Source organism: Emticicia fontis, assembly GCF_054779675.1.
In genome coordinates this window covers 1-20,687 of sequence record NZ_BAAGXU010000008.1, presented here as the reverse complement: position 1 = coordinate 20,687, position 20,687 = coordinate 1, and the positions used below count along the sequence as shown (strand labels likewise).

Annotated in this window: 19 protein-coding genes, 1 tRNA gene and 1 pseudogene; 5 read left to right on the top strand and 16 right to left on the bottom strand. The window is 33.7% G+C overall.

From position 1 onward, the window contains the following. Window positions 1-2: 2 nt before the first annotated feature. The 10 genes from ACYVFA_RS05800 to ACYVFA_RS05755 form a co-directional block, all read right to left on the bottom strand. Window positions 3-1,877, bottom strand: coding sequence for a DNA-binding transcriptional response regulator (locus tag ACYVFA_RS05800; RefSeq protein WP_460470863.1), 1,875 nt, complete (start codon window positions 1,875-1,877; stop codon window positions 3-5). A gap of 488 nt (window positions 1,878-2,365) precedes the next feature. Further along, entirely contained in the window at window positions 2,366-3,256 is an 891-nt protein-coding gene (locus ACYVFA_RS05795; RefSeq protein WP_460470862.1) for a ParB/RepB/Spo0J family partition protein, read from the bottom strand. Further along, the gene (locus tag ACYVFA_RS05790) at window positions 3,253-4,074 is read right to left on the bottom strand and encodes a ParA family protein (protein WP_460470861.1); all 822 of its coding nucleotides are present in this window, start codon (window positions 4,072-4,074) and stop codon (window positions 3,253-3,255) included. Before ACYVFA_RS05790 ends, ACYVFA_RS05795 begins: the two co-directional genes overlap by 4 nt. A 94-nt stretch (window positions 4,075-4,168) precedes the next feature. Continuing rightward, on the bottom strand, window positions 4,169-4,636 hold the full coding sequence (locus tag ACYVFA_RS05785; protein ID WP_460470860.1) for a hypothetical protein: 468 nt from the start codon (window positions 4,634-4,636) through the stop codon (window positions 4,169-4,171). Window positions 4,637-4,702: 66 nt separating this feature from the next. Further along, entirely contained in the window at window positions 4,703-5,110 is a 408-nt protein-coding gene (locus ACYVFA_RS05780; RefSeq protein WP_460470859.1) for a hypothetical protein, read from the bottom strand. 228 nt (window positions 5,111-5,338) lie between these two features. After that, a complete protein-coding gene (locus tag ACYVFA_RS05775; RefSeq protein WP_460470941.1) occupies window positions 5,339-5,737 on the bottom strand; it encodes a transposase family protein in 399 nt (132 codons plus the stop codon). Between the two features lie 17 nt (window positions 5,738-5,754). Next, a complete protein-coding gene (locus ACYVFA_RS05770) occupies window positions 5,755-6,273 on the bottom strand; it encodes a helix-turn-helix domain-containing protein (protein WP_460470858.1) in 519 nt (172 codons plus the stop codon). 437 nt (window positions 6,274-6,710) lie between these two features. Further along, complete coding sequence (locus ACYVFA_RS05765) at window positions 6,711-7,055, bottom strand: hypothetical protein (RefSeq protein ID WP_460470857.1); 345 nt, start codon at window positions 7,053-7,055, stop codon at window positions 6,711-6,713. Between the two features lie 228 nt (window positions 7,056-7,283). After that, complete coding sequence (gene holA / locus ACYVFA_RS05760; RefSeq protein WP_460470856.1) at window positions 7,284-8,291, bottom strand: DNA polymerase III subunit delta; 1,008 nt, start codon at window positions 8,289-8,291, stop codon at window positions 7,284-7,286. 3 nt (window positions 8,292-8,294) lie between these two features. Beyond that, window positions 8,295-8,921, bottom strand: a complete 627-nt coding sequence (locus ACYVFA_RS05755; protein ID WP_460470855.1) for an acyl carrier protein phosphodiesterase — start codon at window positions 8,919-8,921, stop codon at window positions 8,295-8,297. Between the two features lie 110 nt (window positions 8,922-9,031). Between ACYVFA_RS05755 and ACYVFA_RS05750 the strand changes: the two genes are divergently transcribed. After that, the gene (locus ACYVFA_RS05750) at window positions 9,032-9,544 is read left to right on the top strand and encodes an FKBP-type peptidyl-prolyl cis-trans isomerase (protein WP_460470854.1); all 513 of its coding nucleotides are present in this window, start codon (window positions 9,032-9,034) and stop codon (window positions 9,542-9,544) included. Here the strand turns inward: ACYVFA_RS05750 and ACYVFA_RS05745 are convergent. From ACYVFA_RS05745 to ACYVFA_RS05735, 3 genes are all read right to left on the bottom strand, one after another. Next, window positions 9,541-10,014 carry a deoxycytidylate deaminase gene (locus ACYVFA_RS05745; protein ID WP_460470853.1) on the bottom strand — a complete coding sequence of 158 codons (474 nt, stop codon included), beginning with the start codon at window positions 10,012-10,014 and terminating at the stop codon, window positions 9,541-9,543. The two genes, ACYVFA_RS05750 and ACYVFA_RS05745, sit on opposite strands and share 4 nt — an antisense overlap. A 102-nt stretch (window positions 10,015-10,116) precedes the next feature. Beyond that, window positions 10,117-11,406 (bottom strand): M43 family zinc metalloprotease, encoded by a 1,290-nt coding sequence (locus ACYVFA_RS05740; RefSeq protein WP_460470852.1) that lies wholly within the window; start codon window positions 11,404-11,406, stop codon window positions 10,117-10,119. A gap of 55 nt (window positions 11,407-11,461) precedes the next feature. Beyond that, the gene (locus tag ACYVFA_RS05735; RefSeq protein ID WP_460470851.1) at window positions 11,462-12,409 is read right to left on the bottom strand and encodes a PhoH family protein; all 948 of its coding nucleotides are present in this window, start codon (window positions 12,407-12,409) and stop codon (window positions 11,462-11,464) included. Between the two features lie 262 nt (window positions 12,410-12,671). Here ACYVFA_RS05735 and dnaB point away from each other — a divergent pair, with 262 nt between their 5' ends. Beyond that, window positions 12,672-14,288 carry a replicative DNA helicase gene (gene dnaB, locus ACYVFA_RS05730; protein WP_460470850.1) on the top strand — a complete coding sequence of 539 codons (1,617 nt, stop codon included), beginning with the start codon at window positions 12,672-12,674 and terminating at the stop codon, window positions 14,286-14,288. Between the two features lie 166 nt (window positions 14,289-14,454). Continuing rightward, on the top strand, window positions 14,455-15,606 hold the full coding sequence (locus ACYVFA_RS05725; protein WP_460470849.1) for a peptidase associated/transthyretin-like domain-containing protein: 1,152 nt from the start codon (window positions 14,455-14,457) through the stop codon (window positions 15,604-15,606). Between the two features lie 91 nt (window positions 15,607-15,697). Here ACYVFA_RS05725 and rlmD read toward each other — a convergent pair whose 3' ends face one another. Then, entirely contained in the window at window positions 15,698-17,110 is a 1,413-nt protein-coding gene (rlmD, locus tag ACYVFA_RS05720; RefSeq protein ID WP_460470848.1) for a class I SAM-dependent RNA methyltransferase, read from the bottom strand. A gap of 139 nt (window positions 17,111-17,249) precedes the next feature. Here rlmD and ACYVFA_RS05715 point away from each other — a divergent pair, with 139 nt between their 5' ends. Beyond that, window positions 17,250-19,448, top strand: coding sequence for a T9SS type B sorting domain-containing protein (locus ACYVFA_RS05715; protein ID WP_460470847.1), 2,199 nt, complete (start codon window positions 17,250-17,252; stop codon window positions 19,446-19,448). 4 nt (window positions 19,449-19,452) lie between these two features. Here ACYVFA_RS05715 and ACYVFA_RS05710 read toward each other — a convergent pair whose 3' ends face one another. Next, window positions 19,453-20,193 (bottom strand): SH3 domain-containing protein, encoded by a 741-nt coding sequence (locus ACYVFA_RS05710; RefSeq protein WP_460470846.1) that lies wholly within the window; start codon window positions 20,191-20,193, stop codon window positions 19,453-19,455. Window positions 20,194-20,328: 135 nt separating this feature from the next. Here ACYVFA_RS05710 and ACYVFA_RS05705 point away from each other — a divergent pair. Continuing rightward, window positions 20,329-20,401, top strand: a tRNA-Lys gene (locus tag ACYVFA_RS05705). Between the two features lie 63 nt (window positions 20,402-20,464). Here ACYVFA_RS05705 and ACYVFA_RS05700 read toward each other — a convergent pair. Continuing rightward, a pseudogene (locus ACYVFA_RS05700) lies at window positions 20,465-20,626 on the bottom strand (DUF4256 domain-containing protein); the annotation flags it as partial. Window positions 20,627-20,687: the final 61 nt, after the last annotated feature.

Here is a 20,687-nt window from a genome sequence, read left to right as displayed (position 1 = left end):
AACTAGATTTTGATATTAACATAGGATGTTTTTTCATTCAAGGTGCTTGTATTAGCATGCTTGAAAAGTTCCGTATTTTCAGTTAGAATCTCATTAAAGAAAGCAACTCTCCTTAGTAAAGTCCATTTTTCAGGATGGAGATTAAATAAGTATTTTATTGCCAATCTCTGCTGATTAATCTTGCCGTTTTTATAGATCTTGTATCGGCTTAATGTAACACATTCATTAATTCTCTTTCTTCCTCTTGTAGATTTCTTTTCTGCAATGGTTGTATGGAATTCTCTATACGCCAATTTATCAAGGTCAATAATTTTTATTACATCAAAATCAACAAAGTAATCTCTGGCTGTTTTTTCCAGAAAATCCAGATTCTTCCTAACTGTGCTGATTGTTTTGGTATTCAGGTGTATTTGATATAGAGTAGCCTTACGACTATCTTCTTTTACCTCGAAACCTTTTTGATAATTATTAAACAGTTTCTCAATTTCGAAACCATCAATAACAGAGAACGCTGGTTTCTTTAAATTCATTAGGTAAACATTTACAAAATGCTCAACTGAAATAATTCCATCTGGCCAATCTTGCTTTGAAAGGTACTCAATAGCCGATTCGTCCAAGACCAGATTCACTTCTGAATTGATTAATGTGTAATGTATAATATATTTAAAGTCTTCAAGTCTTTCATGAAACATCGGAATTTTTAAAACCTCACCTTGCATTAGATAATTTAATAGATGCCACTTAAACTCACCCTTGTTGATCATGGTGTGCAAGTTCTTAGTGCTACCTACAATAAGATTAAAATCTACTTCAACCCAGTGTTCTTTCGTTGAGCCTCCAACGGGTATCAGATAACCATTTTTTAGGGCCTTGAATAAGAGTTCTTGGTTAGCAATGCTTAGCTGTTCAATATGATTGATAAAAAGAAAACCCTGATTGGCTTGTTCCAATTTTCCGATTTTCTGTTTTCCTTCATTAGTTACATATCGGTTGTTGAGTATTCGTTTATATTGCCCGAAAGCATTTGTTTCAAAATCTTCTGAACTGATTTTTGAGCAATCCAATTCAATAAATGGTACTTCGTAGGGAAGGTTTCGGAATATATATATATAACTGGCGAGGTCTTTAATCTCAAGACCAGATTTACCATAAATCAAAATATTGTTACCCGAAGAAATCGCTTTTGATGTTTCGTTAAAAAAGTTCTTTGCTCTTTCACTTTTACCTAAAAAGGATTTTTCAAAATTGGGAATTCGTTTCAACACCTCTTCATCATGAATATCAATATCTTTAAGAAACAACGAACGGAAAATCTCGCGTTCCTGAACAAATATTTCTCTTTCAGATTTTAAACAACTAAATAAATAATTTATAATATGGTGTTTTTTTGATTCAACATCTTTAGAGACCTCTGATTTTGCCAAAATTAGTTCTTCATTTAATTTGATAATTTTTTCTTCAAACTTATCTTTTATCAGATTGTTTCTTTTCAGACACTGTTCAATTCTGAATAAGATAGCTTTAAAAGCTGCGAACTGGCTTTTAGTGTCAATCTGGTAACGTTCGATGATGTCAAACAAACCTCCTTTCTGATAAAGACTAAAAATGTCTTCGTAATTATCTCGGGGAGATATGATCATGATAGTTGGAATCTCCGGAAAATTCCGGTGCAGCCCCCAGGCAAATTCTATACTTTGCTTGGTAGAAGAGAAAAAATGTTCGTCAATGATAATCGCATCAAAGTCATTATTGGGACTATCCAATAAATCAAAGATTAAGGCAGGATCTAATTCAATATGTATGGCATGGTTTTTTCTTAACCATATTTGGAAATCGGTTCGTTCATGGAAGAACTTTCCAGTAAGTAGTAAATTCATTTGGGATAAGCACGTGTAAGGTTTTAAACAATGAAAGCGTCGCTAAATTGCTTATTGAAAGGTATTTACGATAGCAATTTTGAAGCGATTAAATTACTTGAATTTAGCAATGGATTCATTGTTTTTGGCCTTGTTTTAGTTTTCATTATATAGGATAGGAGTAAATTTATTGTATTAAAAAGTTTAACACAAATATTTATAATGTCAATTGGTAACTGACATTATAAATACACAATAAATTTTTTGAATTGTTTTAAAATGAATTTTGCAAAGAAAAAAAAATACTTCAGTTGCTATTGCGTAATTAATTATTATTCAGCGAGTTAGCTTAATAAAAAGATTAAGAAATAAATGAATAAATAAGATTCTGTAGGATAATTTTGAAATTTTTAGCAAAGAAGGATAAATTTTTATATACAGAATAAAAAGACGAAAAAATGCAGATTTTTTAAATAATTAGGGGACACAAAGATAGGAAATTGTAGAAATTAATAAGCAGATTTTTTAAATACTTTATCCAGGTGAACCATGATTCTTTCTAAATCATGCTGATTGAAAAATTCAATGACAATATTGCCGGATTCTCCATTCTCTGACTTTAATGCGACGTTTGAGATAAGATTTCCTTCGAGAGATTTGATACTGGAGCTGAAGTAATCGCGAAGAGAAGAAGATTGAGGAGAGGAAGTTTTAGTGGGATTTTTCTTGGGTAGGTTTTTAGCTAACTCTTCTACTTGTCTGACGGAAAGTCCATCATTTAAAATTTTTCGTAGAATTGCTAATTGTATCTCGGGCTTTTCTAATGAGATGAGGGATCTTGCATGCCCCATAGATATTTGCCCGGATATAATTGCTTTCTGAATTTCTGACGGGAGTCTCAATAGACGAAGATAATTATTAACCGTGCTCCTGTCTTTTCTTATTCGCTGAGCCAATCCTTCATTGGTCAATTGGTATTCAATAATCATTCTTTCAAAACTCATGGCGACTTCTATGGCGTTCAGATTTTCTCGCTGGATATTTTCTACTAAAGCCATTAGTGCAGATTCTTCGTCACTAGCATACCGTATGAAAGCCGGGATTTTCGATAAACGGGCTAATTTGCAAGCCCGTAACCTCCTTTCTCCAACAATTAATTCATAATAATTTCCTTTAATTCTTACTGTGATTGGTTGAATTAAACCATGTATTCTGATTGACTCTGATAATTCCTGAAGTTGCGCGTCTTTAAAATCCTTTCTAGGTTGATTAGGATTAACCCGGATTAATGATATATCAATGTTTTCAACCCCTTGAAAATGTAGTGAAGGGGTTGAACTCATTTCAATGTCTGATAGTAGTGCTGATAATCCTCTAGGTTTTCCTATATATTTCATCATTCTTTCAGGACTTTTTTATTATTCCGAAGTAAAAATTCTTTAGCCAGATTTAAATAAGCAATAGCTCCGGCATTTTCAAATAATAAATCGCTACTTCCGTTTACACCATATTTGCGGTCAACAAAGAAAACGGGCATTCCAAAACTTGGTGCATCTGCCAAACGTATATTACGTGGTACAATAGTAGTATAAGCTAAATCGTCAAAAGCCGTTTTCAATTCTTTCACGACTTCTTGTGATAAATTTGTTCTGCCATCATACATTACAGGCACGACCCCCTCTATTCGTAAATTGACATTAATTTTTTTCTGAACTAATTTGATAGTATCAACTAATTTGGCCAGACCCTCTAATGCGAAATATTCACATTGTACAGGAACTAAAGCAGAGTCGCTTGCTACTAATGCGTTAATAACTAATAAGCCTAAAGAAGGCGAGCAATCCATAAAAATGAAATCATATCTATCAGCGAGCCCTTCAATTCTTTCGCGCATAATTGCTTCTCTACTCATTTCATTAATAATCTCAATTTCAAACCCCGCCAGATCAATGTGAGAAGGAATCAATTGAAGATTTGGGATATTTGTTTGCTGTATTGATTCCTCAAAAGTAGATTCGCCTACCAACAAAGAGTATATATTGTTTTTTTCAAATTCTTTCGGATTCAAACCAAACCCAGAAGTTGCATTGGCTTGAGGATCACAATCAATCACTAAAATATTATAATCTAAAAGAGCTAAGGCAGTAGAAAGATTAATGGCTGTTGTCGTTTTTCCTACACCACCTTTTTGATTAACAATCGAAACTATTTTTCCCATTTATGTTAAAATTTATTTGAAATTTAAACCAACAGGTTTATTTAGTGATTGGCAAATTTCTGGTTTTAAGTTTCTGTTAATTTGTTCAGTAATTCTAGACCGACATTCGTACTGATTTATTTTTAGATATGCGTAGTGAATTCGAGTTTAAATCATAATAACCGCTATCTAAAATATAGTTTAATAGAAAAATTTTAGCTGTAATTTTATAATCCTGTAATCTTAATTCTTCACAATTATCATCTCTTTCAGTAAATAAAGAAGTTAATTTACCTCTTTCTGATATTAATTCAGTCAGAAGTTCATGTGCTTTTTCTACTTCCAATTTATATTTGGCACTTTCAGGCAATTGAAAATTTCTTTTAATTTTTTCAAATGAGAGCCCCAATAGATCAGCCAATAACTCAATCTTTGCTTCATGTATATGAATCGTATAAGATTTTGTGATTTCATACGCATAAATTCTTAATCTGGTATTTCTTAAATCTCTGTAATCCTCTAATATATCCTGTAGCATTGCCATGATATGAGAAGAAGTAAACCTATATAATTGAGTCTGCATATCATTTTTAATGTATGTAATTCTTAACTATTAAGTTTTCGTGGATAGAGTTAATAACTTTTAGTCTTAGACTAGTTCACCGATTGACTGATTATAGAAATCCAAACTCAACTGCTTGCTCTGATTTACCTCAAAAAATCGGAGGTAATAGCCATTATTATCATGTATTAGAAATTCCCGAAATATACCATCCAGCGAATCAGCAATCGGATTAATTGTGTCTACTTTCAACCTTATTGCTTCCCAGAGTTTTTCTAATTCATATACCTCAAAATTGATGTAATAAGGATAGTTAATAACAAACCTGGGATTTGTAGTGAAAATAAAAGTAGTTGAGTTAAACGAAAATTCGACATGCTTATCTGATAGGATATCGCAATTGATACCCAATATGACAGAATAGAAATGCTGAGTCTCTATTAGATCAGAAGTGTATAATTGTAAGGAAATATTTTTAGCCCAGTGTTTTTCCATTTGTTGTGATGTTTCAAATATCTGCTAAAACTTCAAATAGTAGAATCAATGATGAAACGAAACAGGTCTTTCAAATAGAAAATTAGTATTCATTGTAAAGGTATTGTTTGGCTCTCGTTTTCAGGGTCTGTAAATTTATCCAATCAGCAGGGCCTATACAAATATTTATAATGTCATTTTTAGGGCGACATAATAAATACATAATAAACAATAAAAATACATTAGAGTTTATATCGAATAAGAGAAATAGCTTAGCTGCTTTTTTCTTTTTAGTTTGATTTTAAAGTTGTGAATTGCACAAGCCAGATACATGACCAAGTCTCTCCAAGCGTGGAGGTGCGAACGTATCTTTTCTTTGACAATTCTTAATATTTTTACGCCTCTTATAGCGTGTTCTACAGAAACACGCTCTTGAGACTGGGTTTTATTATATTGCTTTTGGTTGTTATTTAAATCAAGATTTTTAGGCTTTTTAATAGGCTGATAGATGATGACATTTTCAGGCTCAAATCCTTGAAAACCTAAATCTTGAATCAGTGTAATGGTTTGTTGAAAGTTAAAATCTTCTTCATCTGCCATTTTTTTATCATGAATGCTGCCTTCATAAGTAGGGCTTAAATACCGAATATAAGTATCTGGCTCACTTATGATGAGGTTCTTAATAGTATGAGCTTTTTTTTGCCAGAATAATACTCTTGTTGAGTTTGATAATCTATACTACGATAGACTTCTCTTTCTGTGGCATCTATCAGAATTTTATCTAGATTTTCAATACATTTAGCTATTCGCTCTGATTTACGCTCAGGTAATACATTGCCTTTAGCCAGCGTTTCTAACAAAAAGTTACTAGCTAGTTTTAACCACATACTTGATTTAGGCTGTGTTAGACCAAAACTGGTAGCAAAAACTATTTGCAGTGGATTGGTTTTCAGATATACTAAAATGAACAATAATAAATCTGACCATTCGACAAATACACTATTTTTACGAGACTTAGATTGGCGCTGACGAATTTTACCCTCAATAGTGAAATGTATAAAATGGGTTTCTACTACTTGATTGAATTCCTTGGCTAATGTCTCAAATTCTAGTTTGTTTAATCCTATATGAGCGGAGATAATTAAGTCATCTCCTTTTAAATCTTGGTATCTAAGGCGTTTCATATAGCAAAAATACTACTTATAAAAGCCTTTAATATCTTATTCGATATAAATTCTATTTAAAAAAAAGAATTAATTGAACAATTGAGGTTGTAAATATTCAATTATATCGTTGAATATCAATTTCTTATAGATTTGTAATGAAGAATGAAAGACTAATAGGTTACTACTGAATATTTTTTTTATTTCCTAAAATACGATGATTAAGCCATTGAATGAAGCCCTACAAGGTTACCTTCAGTATCTGTGAAGAATGCCATTTTTTATTTGTTTTGTATAGACCTTATTGATGTCTGTTATAAAAGTAAGTCTTTAGCTTACCCAAAAATGAAGCAAATATTAAGTAATGATTAATTCAGAAATTGAAGAATTGTTGTCCAATTTTTAATAAGAAGTAGATTGATTTGCAATTACATAGAATAGAGATTTTAGAGGTGGTATTAAACAACCAGGTATTTTCTAATTAACATGAGCATATGAAGATAAGTACTGTCTTCTTCGTATTGCTTTTCATCCGAATAGTCTATCTCTTTCAATCGGTCTTTGTCTTTCCTTTCAAGCCACCAATTTCGTAATTCTATTATATACTTTCTCACTGTCCTGTATTCATCATTACAATCCCAATTGATTACTTCAAGCACTTTGTCTTTCTCGAGTGCATCCATAAAAATTTGAAAAGCAATATGAAGCAATAGGGTATCTCTCTCTATCCAGCTATAATTAGGTAGTGAATCAATTTGAATAGGATTATTCGAAAAGGTTAGTTTTCTTTTCTTAGTTTCCACTGAGTAATCAGATATTGAGTATGAATTTATCAGAAATTCAAAAAAGTATCCGAATTATAAGAAATAAAAATAAAAATTTACCGTATTTCTACAATTTATTAATGTTGAAATTAATAATATAACAAAAAGAGGAATAAAAAATCAGAAAATATTGATTTTCGTATTTCATGAAATTCATATATCGAAGAATCACAACTTAACTTTCTGGCTATCAACAATCTCAATATTTTAATGAAGTATCTCAAAAACTAATTTCTGCAAAATATCTCCTTCCGATTCTTCACCAGTTTCAACACCTTTCGATTTTAAATCAGCAATTTTTATCGAATGAATCACAGAGGTTAATTTATGTAAAGAATAATTCCGAGCAGCATTCAGATAATCTTTTGCAAAAAAACTATTGACTTTTAACAAAGAGGCAACTCCACTATCTGATTTATCATTTGAAGCATGCACTAAAAGTACTTTGCTGAAAAAATTATAAAGGATGATCAGAATTGGCTGAATTGGATTATCCTTGGGATTATTCCCAAAATAAATGATAATCTGATTGGCCTTTACCACATCTCTTTGAATCAACGCCTTTTGTAGTTCAAATACATTATATTCTTTACTAATTCCGACAAATTTCTGGATCGTATCCGCATCAATTCCCTCTCCCAATTTAACGTTTAAAACTACTTTATCAATTTCTGAGGTAATTCTTTTTAAATCATTGCCTATATGTTCAATTAATAATTGAATTGCTTTCATGCTAATTTTAACCCCTTTCGAATGACAGTAATCAGCCAGAAATTCTGGTAATTGATTGTCATAAAATTTCTTGGAATTAAATAATACACCATTTTTGCCAAAAGCTTTTACCCAGACTTTTCTTTCATCCTGAGCATTACTAAATGCCAGAACCAAAATTGTAGAAGATAATGGTTGTAAAGCATAGTCTTCTAACAGTTTCTGAGACTCTTTTTGGTCAATTCCTTGAATGTGCTGGGCATCTTTCACAATGATCAGCTGTTTTTCGGCCATCATCGGAAACCGACGTGCATAATTTAGTAATGCTCCAACATTCAAGTCTTTACCGAAAAGAACAAATTCATTAAATCCCTTTTCATGAGCTGGGATTGCCAGATGTTGAATCTTATCAATAATCTGCTCAATATGAAAAGGCTCTTCACCATGAAGAAAATATAATTGCTTAATCGCATCTTTCTTTATTGACTTAAGAATCTCTGACATCGGTTATTTGATAATTATATAGTTATGTGAATAGTTTTTATCGGTTAAAAACATAGTACATTGGTCAATCATTTGAGGAAAGAAGATTTTAAAATTCTCGTCAAAAAAATCATAATGTTCTTTCAGGTCTTTGACCGCACCTTCCATATTCGAGCGAAAAGCTGTTCTCTGAGCAACGCCTGATAATGATCTCTCAATTCCCCAGAACTCCCCGTAATTTTTTAACCAGTCATATTTAATCATGGATTCAATCATGGGTTTCATTTTATCTGGCAGTACTTCCCAATGATTCAGAAATGATTGATGAACTCTTTTCCTGAAATCGTCAAAAGGTTCGATAGAATAGGAGTACCAATGTTTTGCCAAAAAATGGTCAAAATAAATATCAATTACAACGGAAGCGTATTTATGGTAGTTCTGATACAAAACAGATTTACAGATACTTGTAACTGCATGAGTATCCATAAAGCTATCAATTAGCCTATGTAGAAGAATGCCATTTTTGATGTTTTCTGAAAAATGCTGATTACGAGGATGTTCGATTCTACCTACGACATAGTCTTCCAACAGATTCCCGACTAAAATTTCCTCATTATCACCTGAAAGAAATAAATGTGCTAAAAAATTCATTTTTAAGGGGTAGAATTTGTACGTTTGTGGCAAAGTTATGAAATAAGATATAATAAAATATTCAAGTTTTATAAGATTTACGTCCTTAGTGACAAATAAAATTTAAGCAAATGAAAGTTGAAGCAAAAAAAGTAGTTACGGCTGTTTATGAATTGTATGTGGGGGAGAATGATGACAGAGAAATCATAGAAGTTTCTGATGAAACAGATCCGATTGTATTTATACATGGCATGAGTGGACTCCCTGAGGCGTTCGAACAAAACCTAATTGGCCTGAGTGAGGGTGATACCTTTGAGTTTTCTGTTAGTGCTGAGGATGGTTACGGTGAAGTTGATACAGAAGCTTTGATTGATTTTCCGATAGAAAATTTTAAAATTGAAGATGGTAAAGTTCCAGATGGAATGTTAGAAATTGGGAATTTCATACCATTTTCTAATGATGAAGGTCATCGAATGAATGGAAGAGTAGTGGAAGTACATCCGGACTTTGTGATGTTAGATTTTAATCATCCATTAGCGGGTGAAACTTTACATTTTAAAGGAAAAATATTGGCCCTCAGAAATGCCAATCCTGACGAAATAGCACATGGACACGTTCATGGCCATGGGGGTGTAATTCACTAATTACACCCAAATTCTATTACTTCAATACCAAATTTTCTTAAGAAATCTACTCCTTCATCGCTAGGAATTCCTTTGTACTTTGCATAAGATTCTAGGAAAAAAACTTTTTTGATTTTCATCGAAAAAATTACTCGTGCACAGGCAATACAGGGTGATAGTGTTACGTAAAGCGTACTCCCTTCCAGATTAGCGCCATTTTTTGAAGCGTATAAAATCGCATTTTGCTCAGCATGAAGTGCTAATGAACAACTTCCTTTAGAATCTCTAGGACAACCTTCCTCTGGGAAATCTTCATCACAATTGTGGGTGCCAGATGGCGGGCCATTATAGCCTATCGAAATAATTCTGGTATCTTTTGTTAAAACAGCGCCTACCTGAGCCTTTACACAATGTGAACGCTGTGCCAGATCTTTGGCAAGGTTCATGAAGATTTCATCAAAATTCGGCCTGTCTTTTATTAATTTTTCCATTTTAGGATTTTACTATTCTTTCAGTATGTCTAGGTGCATTCAAAAATGATAGGCAAAACTAAAGAGAAAATAATAAATGACAAAAATTAAGAATCTGGGGGTTTAAAAAATAGCAAGCCTCGTAACGACACTTTCTTGCTTGGAGACTACGTTCACAAAATAGGCACCAGCAGGTATATCAGGAGTCTTCAGTGTTACAATCGTACTTGGATAATCGCTGAATGATGCTGAGTAAATATTTCTACCTTTTATATCAATGAGCGAAATTGTAAAATCCTGAAAATCCGGCAATAAGACCTGAACCTGAATATTATCTTTAGTAGTTGGGTTTGGAATAAGTGCTACATTAAGCGCATTTGATGGTGGTAATTGAAATTTTGCATAATTAGCCACTCTCTTACGTCTTTGACTTAATTCAACAACAGCCCTCATTCTCTGTTTCTGCCCTTCAGTAAATATGTTCATACATGAATCAGGTGAGTAATCCATATAGTCTTCAATTAAATTTCGAGTCCGAGGGCCATTACAGTTCGAAAACATATCTCTACAAAAAATTGTACTATTGGATTCACTGGTTGGAGGAGTATCATCTACGTAATCTGTTCCACAATATTCATCTCCCCACGTATGTATCAAACCCAGCCAATGACCAATTTCATGAGTAGCGGTTCTCCCGAAACTATAAATTCCTTCTGTGTTAGAACCAGATTTTTTTCCAAACACTCTGTAGTCAATAAATGCACCATCAATACTCTCTGGTATCTCATCACCTAATCCATCAATTGTTTCTGCGTAAGGAAATTCTGCATATCCAATATAAGGACTTTGGTAGGCGGTAACCCAAATGTTCAGATATTTATTACTGTCCCAATAAACGATATTAGATAGTTTTTTACGATCATTATCATTTAGAAGGCTGAATTCAGCTGTCGAGTTATAATGTCGTGTTATCCCTGATGTTGGATTGCCATCAGGGTCTTTAGAAGCAAGAAAAAATTCTATTTTAGTGTCGGCTCCTATCGGATTATTATTATAACCCATCGTTTGCTCCTTTCTTCGATAATCTTCATTCAAAACCTTAATTTGTGAAAATATCTGTTCATCAGGAATATTGTTTTCGGCAATAGTCCCCCCCAATTGATTATGAATTACATGCACAACCACAGGAATCCGAATGATTTCTTCATCAGCTACATTTAGCCGACTTTTGCTATTACCAACAGCCTGAAAGTTTTGAAGAGCTTGTTCAAAACGCAATTTTTTTATTGCCCTTGAAGGATCATTTAGCAAACGAATAGAATCGCTGGCAGCATTGGCGCAAAAATGTTTTTTTTGAGCCAATGCATGCAAGCAAATCAAGAAGAATAGAGGGATATATAACGCTTTTTTCATGCTTTAATGACGTGTGATTGGTAGTCTATGGTTGCAAGCATGATAATTAAAGATTTTACTTGCTCTCTGCTTTTTCGTAAGCACTTAGGATATCTCTAACTAATCTATGGCGTACCACATCTCTTCCATCTAATTCAACAAAACCTATACCAGTTATGTTTTTAAGAATATCTAATGCGTCAGCCAGACCAGATCTCTGATTCTTAGGTAGGTCTATCTGTGTTTTATCACCAGTGATGATTGTCTTTGAAAGCGGCCCCATGCGGGTTAGAAACATTTTAATCTGCATTGGAGTTGTATTCTGGGCTTCATCAAGGAGGATAAAAGCATTATTTAGGGTTCTACCTCTCATGTATGCCAAAGGAGCAATTTCAATAGTTCGGTTTTCCAAATAGAACTTCAATTTTTCAGCCTGAATCATATCATCAAGTGCATCATAAATCGGTCTTAAGTATGGATCAATTTTTTCTTTTAAATCACCAGGCAAGAAACCCAAGTTTTCACCAGCTTCAACCGCAGGTCTAGTAATGATAATTTTCTTAACTTCCTTATCTTTTAATGCTTTTACAGCTAAAGCAACCGCAGTGTAGGTTTTACCCGTACCAGCAGGACCAGTTGCAAAAACAATATCATATTTTTTGGCTGCTTCAATCATTTTTTTCTGATTGGCAGTTTTAGCTCTAACAACTACGCCTTTGGTTCCATAAAGAATTACATCATCGTCAGTTGCTTCATGATTGGCAGTTTCAATATCTTGTTGAATATAGTTTTTGACTTGTTCATTACTCAATCTGCCGTATTTCTGATAATGTTCAAGTAATGACTCTAAGATATCAGAGATTTTATTGATTTCAGTGTTGTTTCCTTTGATTAAGATCTGATTTCCTCTTGAAATAATTTTGCTTTCCGGAAAAGCCGCCGCTACTACTTTGATATTACTATTTTCTACTCCGAGAAAATCTATCAATGACACTTCGTCTAATGTGAATACTTTTTCTGTCAAAATCCTGATAAGTTTGGTTATTAGTTTAATAATTGGCCTATTGTATTAAACGTTAGACCTGAAATTTTAGTTTTATCTAAAGAATTGAATTTGTTTTCCAAAAATCAAAAATTATTCACAATATCAAACGTTTTTTCCACAAAAAATTAATACTCTTTAAATTAGATATTGATAGTCAGTCGTTTATCTTTATTATATCAATATCAGAAATTAAAGCTTTGTTTTTTGAGAAAGTAATTTTTCTTAACATTGCATTAATATTATGGATCAAATATACCCAAATAATCAATCAAGCAGAAACCAGAACCAAAGAGGATTTGGGAAAAATCTTTTTTTGGAAACTGCTCGTAGCGAATCTGGTAAGCTTCCACCTCAAGCAACAGAGTTGGAGGAAGCTGTTTTGGGTGCTTTGATGATCGAGAAAGACGCTCTAACTACTGTGGTTGATATTTTGCAACCAGCCAGTTTCTATAAAGAATCACATCAAAGAATCTATAATTCTATATTAATACTCTTTGGTAAATCTGAGCCAATAGATTTATTGACTGTAACTTCACAATTGAGAGCGCTTGGAGAACTTGAGTTTGTTGGAGGAGCGCAATACCTTGCCAGATTAACCAGTAAAGTAAACTCAGCCGCTAATATCGAATGGCATGCCCGTATTATTTCGCAGGCTGCTATTAAAAGAGATATGATTCGGGTAGCTGGAGATATTCTCCGCGATGCCTTTGAAGATACTACTGACGTTTTTAATCTTCTTGATAGAACAGAACAAACTTTTTTTGAGATTTCAGAAAGAAATATCAGGAAAAGTTATGCGGATGCCAGTTCAATCATGCGAGCTACGATTGAAGAGCTCGAAAAAAAGAAGAATAATAAAGATGGTTTAACAGGAGTAGCTAGTGGTTTTACCGAGCTTGATAGAATCACCAGTGGTTGGCAAAATACTGAGTTGACTATTATTGCAGCTCGCCCAGCGATGGGTAAAACTGCGTTCGTGGTATCTGCGATGAGAAATGCGGCTGTGGAGTGGAATACACCAGTAGCTATCTTCTCGCTTGAGATGTCATCTACTCAGTTAATGCTTCGTATGATTTCTGCAGAGGCAGAAATTGATAGTGAAAAACTTCGTAAAGGATCTCTTGAAAGCCATGAATGGCAACAATTGCATCATAGAATTGACCGACTTTCTAAAGCACCTATTTATATTGACGATACACCGGCTTTATCAGTTCTTGAATTAAGAGCAAAATGCCGTCGTCTGAAAGCTCAGTTTGACATCGGTTTAGTAATTATTGACTACTTGCAACTAATGACTGCAGAAGTTGGAGGAGGCAAATCAGGTAATCGTGAGCAGGAAATTGCGACTATTTCACGTTCATTGAAAAACCTGGCGAAAGAAATCAATGTACCTGTTATTGCACTTTCACAATTAAGTCGTGCGGTGGAAACCCGTGGTGGTGACAAACGCCCTCAACTTTCCGACTTACGTGAGTCTGGGTCTATCGAGCAAGATGCAGATATGGTAATGTTTTTGTATCGTCCGGAATACTATAAAATTACCCAGGATGAAAATGGTAACCCAACTGCTGGTGTAGGTGAGGTAATCATTGCTAAAAACCGTAGTGGTACTGTTGATACTGTTAGATTAAGATTTATTGGTAAGTATACCAAATTTACTGATTTGGATGGGTTCTATACACCTGTTCAGGAAGGTTTCACAGACTTTAATAGCCCTAAGCCTTTCCCTTCAACTAATTCTTTAGAAAACTTTGAACAGGGAGGCGGCAACCCTAATACTGGTGGAGGTTCTATGACCTTTGGCAGCAAAGCAAATCAGGCTCGCAATCTGGATGAGGAAACTGAATTCCCATTCTAATCTCTTTTTTAATTGGTTTAAATCTTTTATTTATTACTCAATAAGTTTCAATTTATTGAGCAAAATCCGATTGTCTATATTGTGGCAACATAAAATAGTGATATTTTTTGTTATTTAAAGTATAATTTTGCGTAAATTGCTCAGCCAAATCTGAAAGGCAGTGTCAATGAAAGCAAAATTTTATAAAGTTTTTATCTTTTTTCTCTTTTCTGTTTCTTCATTTAGCCAAACAAATTTTTGGACAATCAGTGGAAATGTCACTGATGATAAGAAAACTGTTGTTCAATTTGTGAAGGTTTTTGTTAATAATACAACAATTGGTACTTCTACTAATGATAAGGGAAATTTTCAGCTCAATATTCCTGATAAATTTTCTCAAGTTGAACTGATTGTCTCTATAGCAGGCTATAAATCAATCAAAAGAAAGATTAATTACTCCTCTGAAATTCAGGTCTTTAGGTTTCAACTAGCAGGTAATGATATTTTGAAAGAAGATATTATTACTACTAAGCATGATAAGGATTTTGAGAATAAATGGAAGGTATTTGAACACGCACTTTTAGGAGACTCGAAATTTGCTAAGGACTGCGAAATTCTTAATCCAGAAGTAATCAGATTAGAATATAATAAGGATAAAAAAGTAATTGCCAATGCGAACGAACCAGTTCTAATAAAGAATTATGCACTTGGATACAAAATTCTGTTTCAGATGGATAAGTTTGAGTCTGACGGGCTAACTTTAGATTTGTCTGGTCAAAAGTTTTTTGAGAAATTAAATCCGAATAACATCAGTCTAAAGAAAAAATGGGACAAAAATCAGAAGGATGTTTTCAGCGATTCTTTCAGGAATTTCCTGATGGTATTAACTCGTAATAAATTAGAGGAAAATGATTTCGAGGTTTTTAAAAGAACTTATATTAAAACTCTAGATGACGGGCAAAAAACTTTAACTAGCGAAGTTAAAAATGGAGTGCTGGTACCTGTCAATGCCAATGCAATCTGCACGTATGATAAAGATGTAGAGAGTTTTTCTCTACATTCTGAATATTCATTATTAGTCTTTGTTAAAAAAAGAATTGACTCAAAGCCGCTTTACACTGATTATCCGTATAAATATACGGAAATTGTTTTGCCTAAAGGCTCTGCCAGATTTACAGATAATGGTTGGTTGACAAGACCAAATGGAGTAATCTTAAAGGAATTTTGGAGCTTTGGAGGCCTTGCTACTCAATTACCATACGATTATAATATAGAAGGTTCAGAGAATGAAACAATTGATCAACATCACTCAATAAAATTGAGTAAAACTGATAACTAACCTTATCAAAAGTTTTAATATAAAATGATAGAGCCGCTTACAACTTTAGAGTAATAAACGACACTATCTTTATGAGTAAATCGATCCTTTTTTAAATCTCTCTCAATTCCAGTTTTGCAATGTTTTCTACATGATGTGTATGAGGAAACATATCAACAGGTTGCACAGTCACAATATTGTATTTGGCACTTAAAATAGACAAATCACGGGCTTGTGTAGCCGGATTGCAACTTACATAAACAATTCTTTTTGGAGCAACTTCTAATATTGTATTTGTTACAGGCTCGTCCATTCCGGCTCTTGGAGGATCAGTGATAATTATATCAGGTTTGCCTTTACTTGCAATAAATTCCTGAGTAAGAAATTTCCGCATATCACCAGCAAAGAATTCTGTGTTAGCAATGCCATTTACTTCTGAATTGATTTTTGCGTCTTCTACTGCATCCTCTACATATTCAATACCAATGACTTTTTTGGCCTTTTTAGCTACAAAATTGGCTATAGTGCCTGTACCAGTATATAAGTCATAAACTAGCTCATCACCTTTTAAATCTGCATATTCTCGAGTTAGCTTATATAGTTCATAAGCTTGTTCAGAGTTTGTTTGATAGAAGGATTTTGGCCTGATTCTGAAAATCAAATCTTCCATTCTTTCTTCAATAAAGGGTTTGCCGTGATAAGTATGCACCTCTAAGTCAAAAAATGTATCATTTCTTTTCTGGTTCAATACATAATTTAAAGAAGTTATCTCTGGAAAGCTTGTTTGAAGGTGTTTCAAAACTTTTTCAATCGCTTCCTCATTATTTTGCGCAAACTGTACCATTACCATTAGGTCTCCGGTAGATGAAGTACGGATCATGATATTTCTCAAAAAACCTTGATGAGTAATATGATCATAATAAGAATATTGATTTGCATTAGCTAAATCTCTTAAAGCAAGTCTTATCTGATTTGAGGGGTCTTTTTGGAGATAACATTTTTCAATGGGCAATACCTTTTCAAATCGTTTAGGGACATGAAAACCTAAGGCATTTTTATCTAAATCTTCTCCATTATTAGCTTCCTCACGAGTAAACCATCTACTATTGGAAAAAGTATATTCAAGTTTATTACGATAAAACTGCACATTTTCAGAGCGCAAAATCTGATTAATAGTTGGTAAATTTAATTTACCTATACGATTTAACTGGTCATTAACTTGTTGCCATTTCAAATCCAGTTGTTTCTCATAAGGAATATGCTGCCATTTGCATCCACCACAAACACCAAAATGTTGACAAAAAGGTGTAATTCTTAATGGAGAGGGTTCTAGCAATTCCAGCACATTAGCTTCTGCATAATTCTTCTTCCTATTATTCACCCACAGTTTTACTTTATCTCCTGGTGAAACATTGCTCCCTTCGATAAAAATTATTTGTCCATTATGCCGTGCAAAACATTTTCCTTCTGCTGCAAAATTTTCTACCTCAATACTTTCGATTACGAATGTTTTGTTTTTGGCCATCTGTCTTTCTGTCGTTTCTGTTAATATTTTCAGCAAAAATATTTAATTGAGCACTAACTTCAAAATTCAACCTTTTGTAATTAAATTACGTCTTACTTATAATTATGCCCTAACGTTCAAGAATCATTCCCACGAGCCTATGAAAAAGTATCTTTACCTTATATTTTTTCTTGCCATTACTTTCCGGTCACTTGCTTCTCATATAGTCGGCGGTGAGATTGAATTAGTTAAAGTAAAAAATCCTTCTCCAGGTATTACTCACGAAGTTACTTTAAACCTGTATTTTGATGCAATTAATGGACGTCCTGCAGCTGAGGATATTTCTATTACTTTAACCTTTATTCGTAAAAGAGATTTAGCCAGAATAGGGGAGGCGGTTTGTCAGAGAGTTTATCGTGACTTAATCCAATATATTGATCCTGCCTGTGCTAAAGGAGATCTTCAAACCCTTTTGATTAAATATAAAGCTAACTTAAATTTAACAGAAGCTTCCTTCTCGGATCCTGGAGGCTATGCAATTGTGTGGGAAAGATGTTGTCGAAATGTGATTATTACTAATATTCGTAATCCTAGTGCTGCAGGGATGGTATTTTATACTGAATTTCCACCTGTTACAGTTGCTAACAATTCACCTCATTTTAAAGATGTTGTGGCTGACTATCTTTGCATTAATCAGAATTTTGAAATGGATTTTAGTGCTACCGACTCAGATGGAGATAGTTTGACTTATGAACTAATCACTCCTTGGGCTGGATATGCAACTACGGGAAATCCTAATCCGGTGAGTATTGGTAGAAGTAGTTACCCAGAAACTTCCTGGGTAGATGGAATTTCCTTAAGTAATGTTATTCCGGGCGATGAACCCCTGAGGATTGACCACATTACTGGTGTACTCTATGTTAAACCCAATAAACTAGGTCTATATGTTTTTTCGGTAATGGTTAATGAATTCAGAAAAGGCGTGGTGATTGGGCGAGCAAAAAGAGATTTTCAGTTGAAAGTGGTAGATTGCAAAATTAACTATCCTCCACAATTGATGGTTAGAAATCAAGGCGCCAATACTTTTTTTAAAGAGGGCGAAATTATTAATTTGAAAAAGGGTGATAAAAGATGTTTTGATATTTTATACTTTGACCAAGATCTTAACCAAAAACTAACAATAACAGCTAGAGGAGTAAATTTTGATACCAAAAAAATCAGTATGCCTGCAATCACAAACGTAGTGGTTCAGAGCTCTGATACGTTAAGAAGTTCGTTTTGCCTGGATGAGTGTATCATTACAAAAAATAATGTCGCTGCCGAGTTTATTATTAGTATCAATGATAATGGGTGTCCGGTACCTCAAATCAGGAGCTACCGGATGAAGATAAATTTCGAAGATATTGCTAATAATCGACCTGTTATCACCACCTCTCTTACAGATTCTCCAACAATAATGTATGGTGACACGCTGGAATTTACCGTTTTTGGGGATGATGCTGACCTTGATACTCTTTCTTTGGCGGGCTCCGGAAGGAACTTTAATTTGGGTAGTTTAGGCTTTACTTTTCCTTCACAAACGGCAATAGGAAGCGTAAAATCTACTTTAAAATTTATTCCGAATTGTGAAGCGGTCAAACAAAAACAGGTAATATTGGATTTCTCTGCAAGAGATTTAAGATGTGGTGTAAGTAACCAAACAGCTTATGCTGTTCCAGTTACCATTCAATCAATACCCAATAATGCGCCCACAATTTCTACGAGCTTGACCGACAGTGTGGTGGAGGTAATTCTGGCATCATCTAAGCCTACAGAAGTAAAATTTGAAGTTGAAGGACGGGATATTGATAAAGAAAAAATAGAGCTAACAGCTATTGCCGATGGGTTTGATTTGAAAAATGTAGGGATGACTTTTGAAAATAAACAAGGCATTGGGCCACTCAACAGTATTTTTACCTGGAACCCAAACTGCAATTTATTGGCTGGTAAAAACTCTAATGAATTTAGAGTTAGGTTTCTCACTCGTGATAATGCGTGTGACCAGAAGCAAGATACGATAAGTGTAAAATTTCTGTTGAAGGACAATCTCTCTGCAGAAAACCCTATTGAACCTTTCAATACTTTTACACCAAACGAAGATGGATTCAATGATTATTTTACTATTGGAGAAATACCTGAAAATAATTGTAAACGACAATTTGTAAAATTTGAGGTGTTTAATAGATATGGGAAATCTATATTCATGACTTCAGACCGGAATTTCAAATGGAGTGGAGACAAAGAACCTTCAGGTGATTATTTTTATGCTTTATATTTTACTGATGAGATTTATAAAGGCGTCATACACCTAGTGAGGTAATAGGTTAATGAATCAATAAAATATCACTTTGTTTCAGATAACAGAATTTGCCGTCCCATAAAACCTGATACCAGATGTCCTGTGAATTAATTACATTCAATCGATGCCCTTCACTTATACTCCCTACAATATGCGAGCCAGCAGAAGGATAGTCTCGTAAATATACGTGCTCATTTTTGATGATAACTGTGCGATAATTATTGGGTAGATTTATTAAGACTATTAAAAATATTAAATAAATCAGAAATATAACCTTATGAAGGGTAGGTGTAAACTGATTATTGATTCGCTTGAAAATAAATACAGCAAAAACATACATCCCTACGAGTAGAAAGCCTATCCATACATAAATGGAGTATTGTCTGAAATAATAGAGGAAATAATTTAAGTCATTTTTTTCGTAGCCCTTGTATCCGTTTTCTGTAGCAATGGTATATATCTTCTCAAATACGCGCTCATCTGCAAATCTAAACGAGTATAAATTGAGGTAATATAACTCCTTAACATAGTCTCCTTTATTCTCATAAATGTTGGCAAGCTTCAAATAAATTTTAGGATTGAAATTGGTCGAAGAAATCAGAATTTTTTCATATTGTTCGGCTGCCTCATCAAATTTTCGCTGTTTGAATAAAGAATCTGCAGAAATATATAATTTTCTTTGGGCTTGACTATCAAGTGTTTGCAGTGAAAAAATAACGATTAAAAAAAGTATTTTCAGAAATTTCAGAAAGTATGTTTGCATCATAATATCAAAAAGTGTAATTTTGCACCGCGATTCAGGAAAGAGGCTAAGACCTCTAAAGTGAAAGAGAAAGCAAAAGTAGTAAAAATTTATTTTTCTTCCATTTCTTCATTTACTAATTCCGATTTAGCACCAAAAGATTCCGTAGCTCAGCTGGTAGAGCAATACACTTTTAATGTATGGGTCCTGGGTTCGAGTCCCAGCGGGATCACAAAAGGCCAAATCAAAAGATTTGGCCTTTTATTTTATTCGAAGCACTCAAGAATAATTAATTCTATACTTTTAGCGACCCACGGAAACCTCTTGCTGAATAATAAGAGTCCGCACCATTGTGATATACAAAAATGTGGTCATATCGGCGGTCACAAAATAGAGCACCTCCAAGTTTTCTGATTTTTTCTGGTGTTTGTATCCAGCTTGAGGTTTTCAAATCGAAATGGGATCAACCCTAAAAGTTGTGGGGAAGTAAAATAATCTTGACCTTTGCATTTTAAGAA

Coding starts and splice junctions, on each gene's coding strand:
- ACYVFA_RS05750 (WP_460470854.1), top strand. CDS start 9,032: ATGAAAGTTGAAGCAAAAAAAGTAGTTACGGCTGTTTATGAATTGTAT.
- ACYVFA_RS05790 (WP_460470861.1), bottom strand. CDS start 4,074: ATGGGAAAAATAGTTTCGATTGTTAATCAAAAAGGTGGTGTAGGAAAA.
- holA (WP_460470856.1), bottom strand. CDS start 8,291: ATGTCAGAGATTCTTAAGTCAATAAAGAAAGATGCGATTAAGCAATTA.
- ACYVFA_RS05740 (WP_460470852.1), bottom strand. CDS start 11,406: ATGAAAAAAGCGTTATATATCCCTCTATTCTTCTTGATTTGCTTGCAT.
- ACYVFA_RS05725 (WP_460470849.1), top strand. CDS start 14,455: ATGAAAGCAAAATTTTATAAAGTTTTTATCTTTTTTCTCTTTTCTGTT.
- ACYVFA_RS05755 (WP_460470855.1), bottom strand. CDS start 8,921: ATGAATTTTTTAGCACATTTATTTCTTTCAGGTGATAATGAGGAAATT.
- ACYVFA_RS05770 (WP_460470858.1), bottom strand. CDS start 6,273: ATGAAACGCCTTAGATACCAAGATTTAAAAGGAGATGACTTAATTATC.
- ACYVFA_RS05710 (WP_460470846.1), bottom strand. CDS start 20,193: ATGATGCAAACATACTTTCTGAAATTTCTGAAAATACTTTTTTTAATC.
- ACYVFA_RS05780 (WP_460470859.1), bottom strand. CDS start 5,110: ATGGAAAAACACTGGGCTAAAAATATTTCCTTACAATTATACACTTCT.
- ACYVFA_RS05795 (WP_460470862.1), bottom strand. CDS start 3,256: ATGATGAAATATATAGGAAAACCTAGAGGATTATCAGCACTACTATCA.
- rlmD (WP_460470848.1), bottom strand. CDS start 17,110: ATGGCCAAAAACAAAACATTCGTAATCGAAAGTATTGAGGTAGAAAAT.
- ACYVFA_RS05800 (WP_460470863.1), bottom strand. CDS start 1,877: ATGAATTTACTACTTACTGGAAAGTTCTTCCATGAACGAACCGATTTC.
- dnaB (WP_460470850.1), top strand. CDS start 12,672: ATGGATCAAATATACCCAAATAATCAATCAAGCAGAAACCAGAACCAA.
- ACYVFA_RS05745 (WP_460470853.1), bottom strand. CDS start 10,014: ATGGAAAAATTAATAAAAGACAGGCCGAATTTTGATGAAATCTTCATG.
- ACYVFA_RS05715 (WP_460470847.1), top strand. CDS start 17,250: ATGAAAAAGTATCTTTACCTTATATTTTTTCTTGCCATTACTTTCCGG.
- ACYVFA_RS05785 (WP_460470860.1), bottom strand. CDS start 4,636: ATGCAGACTCAATTATATAGGTTTACTTCTTCTCATATCATGGCAATG.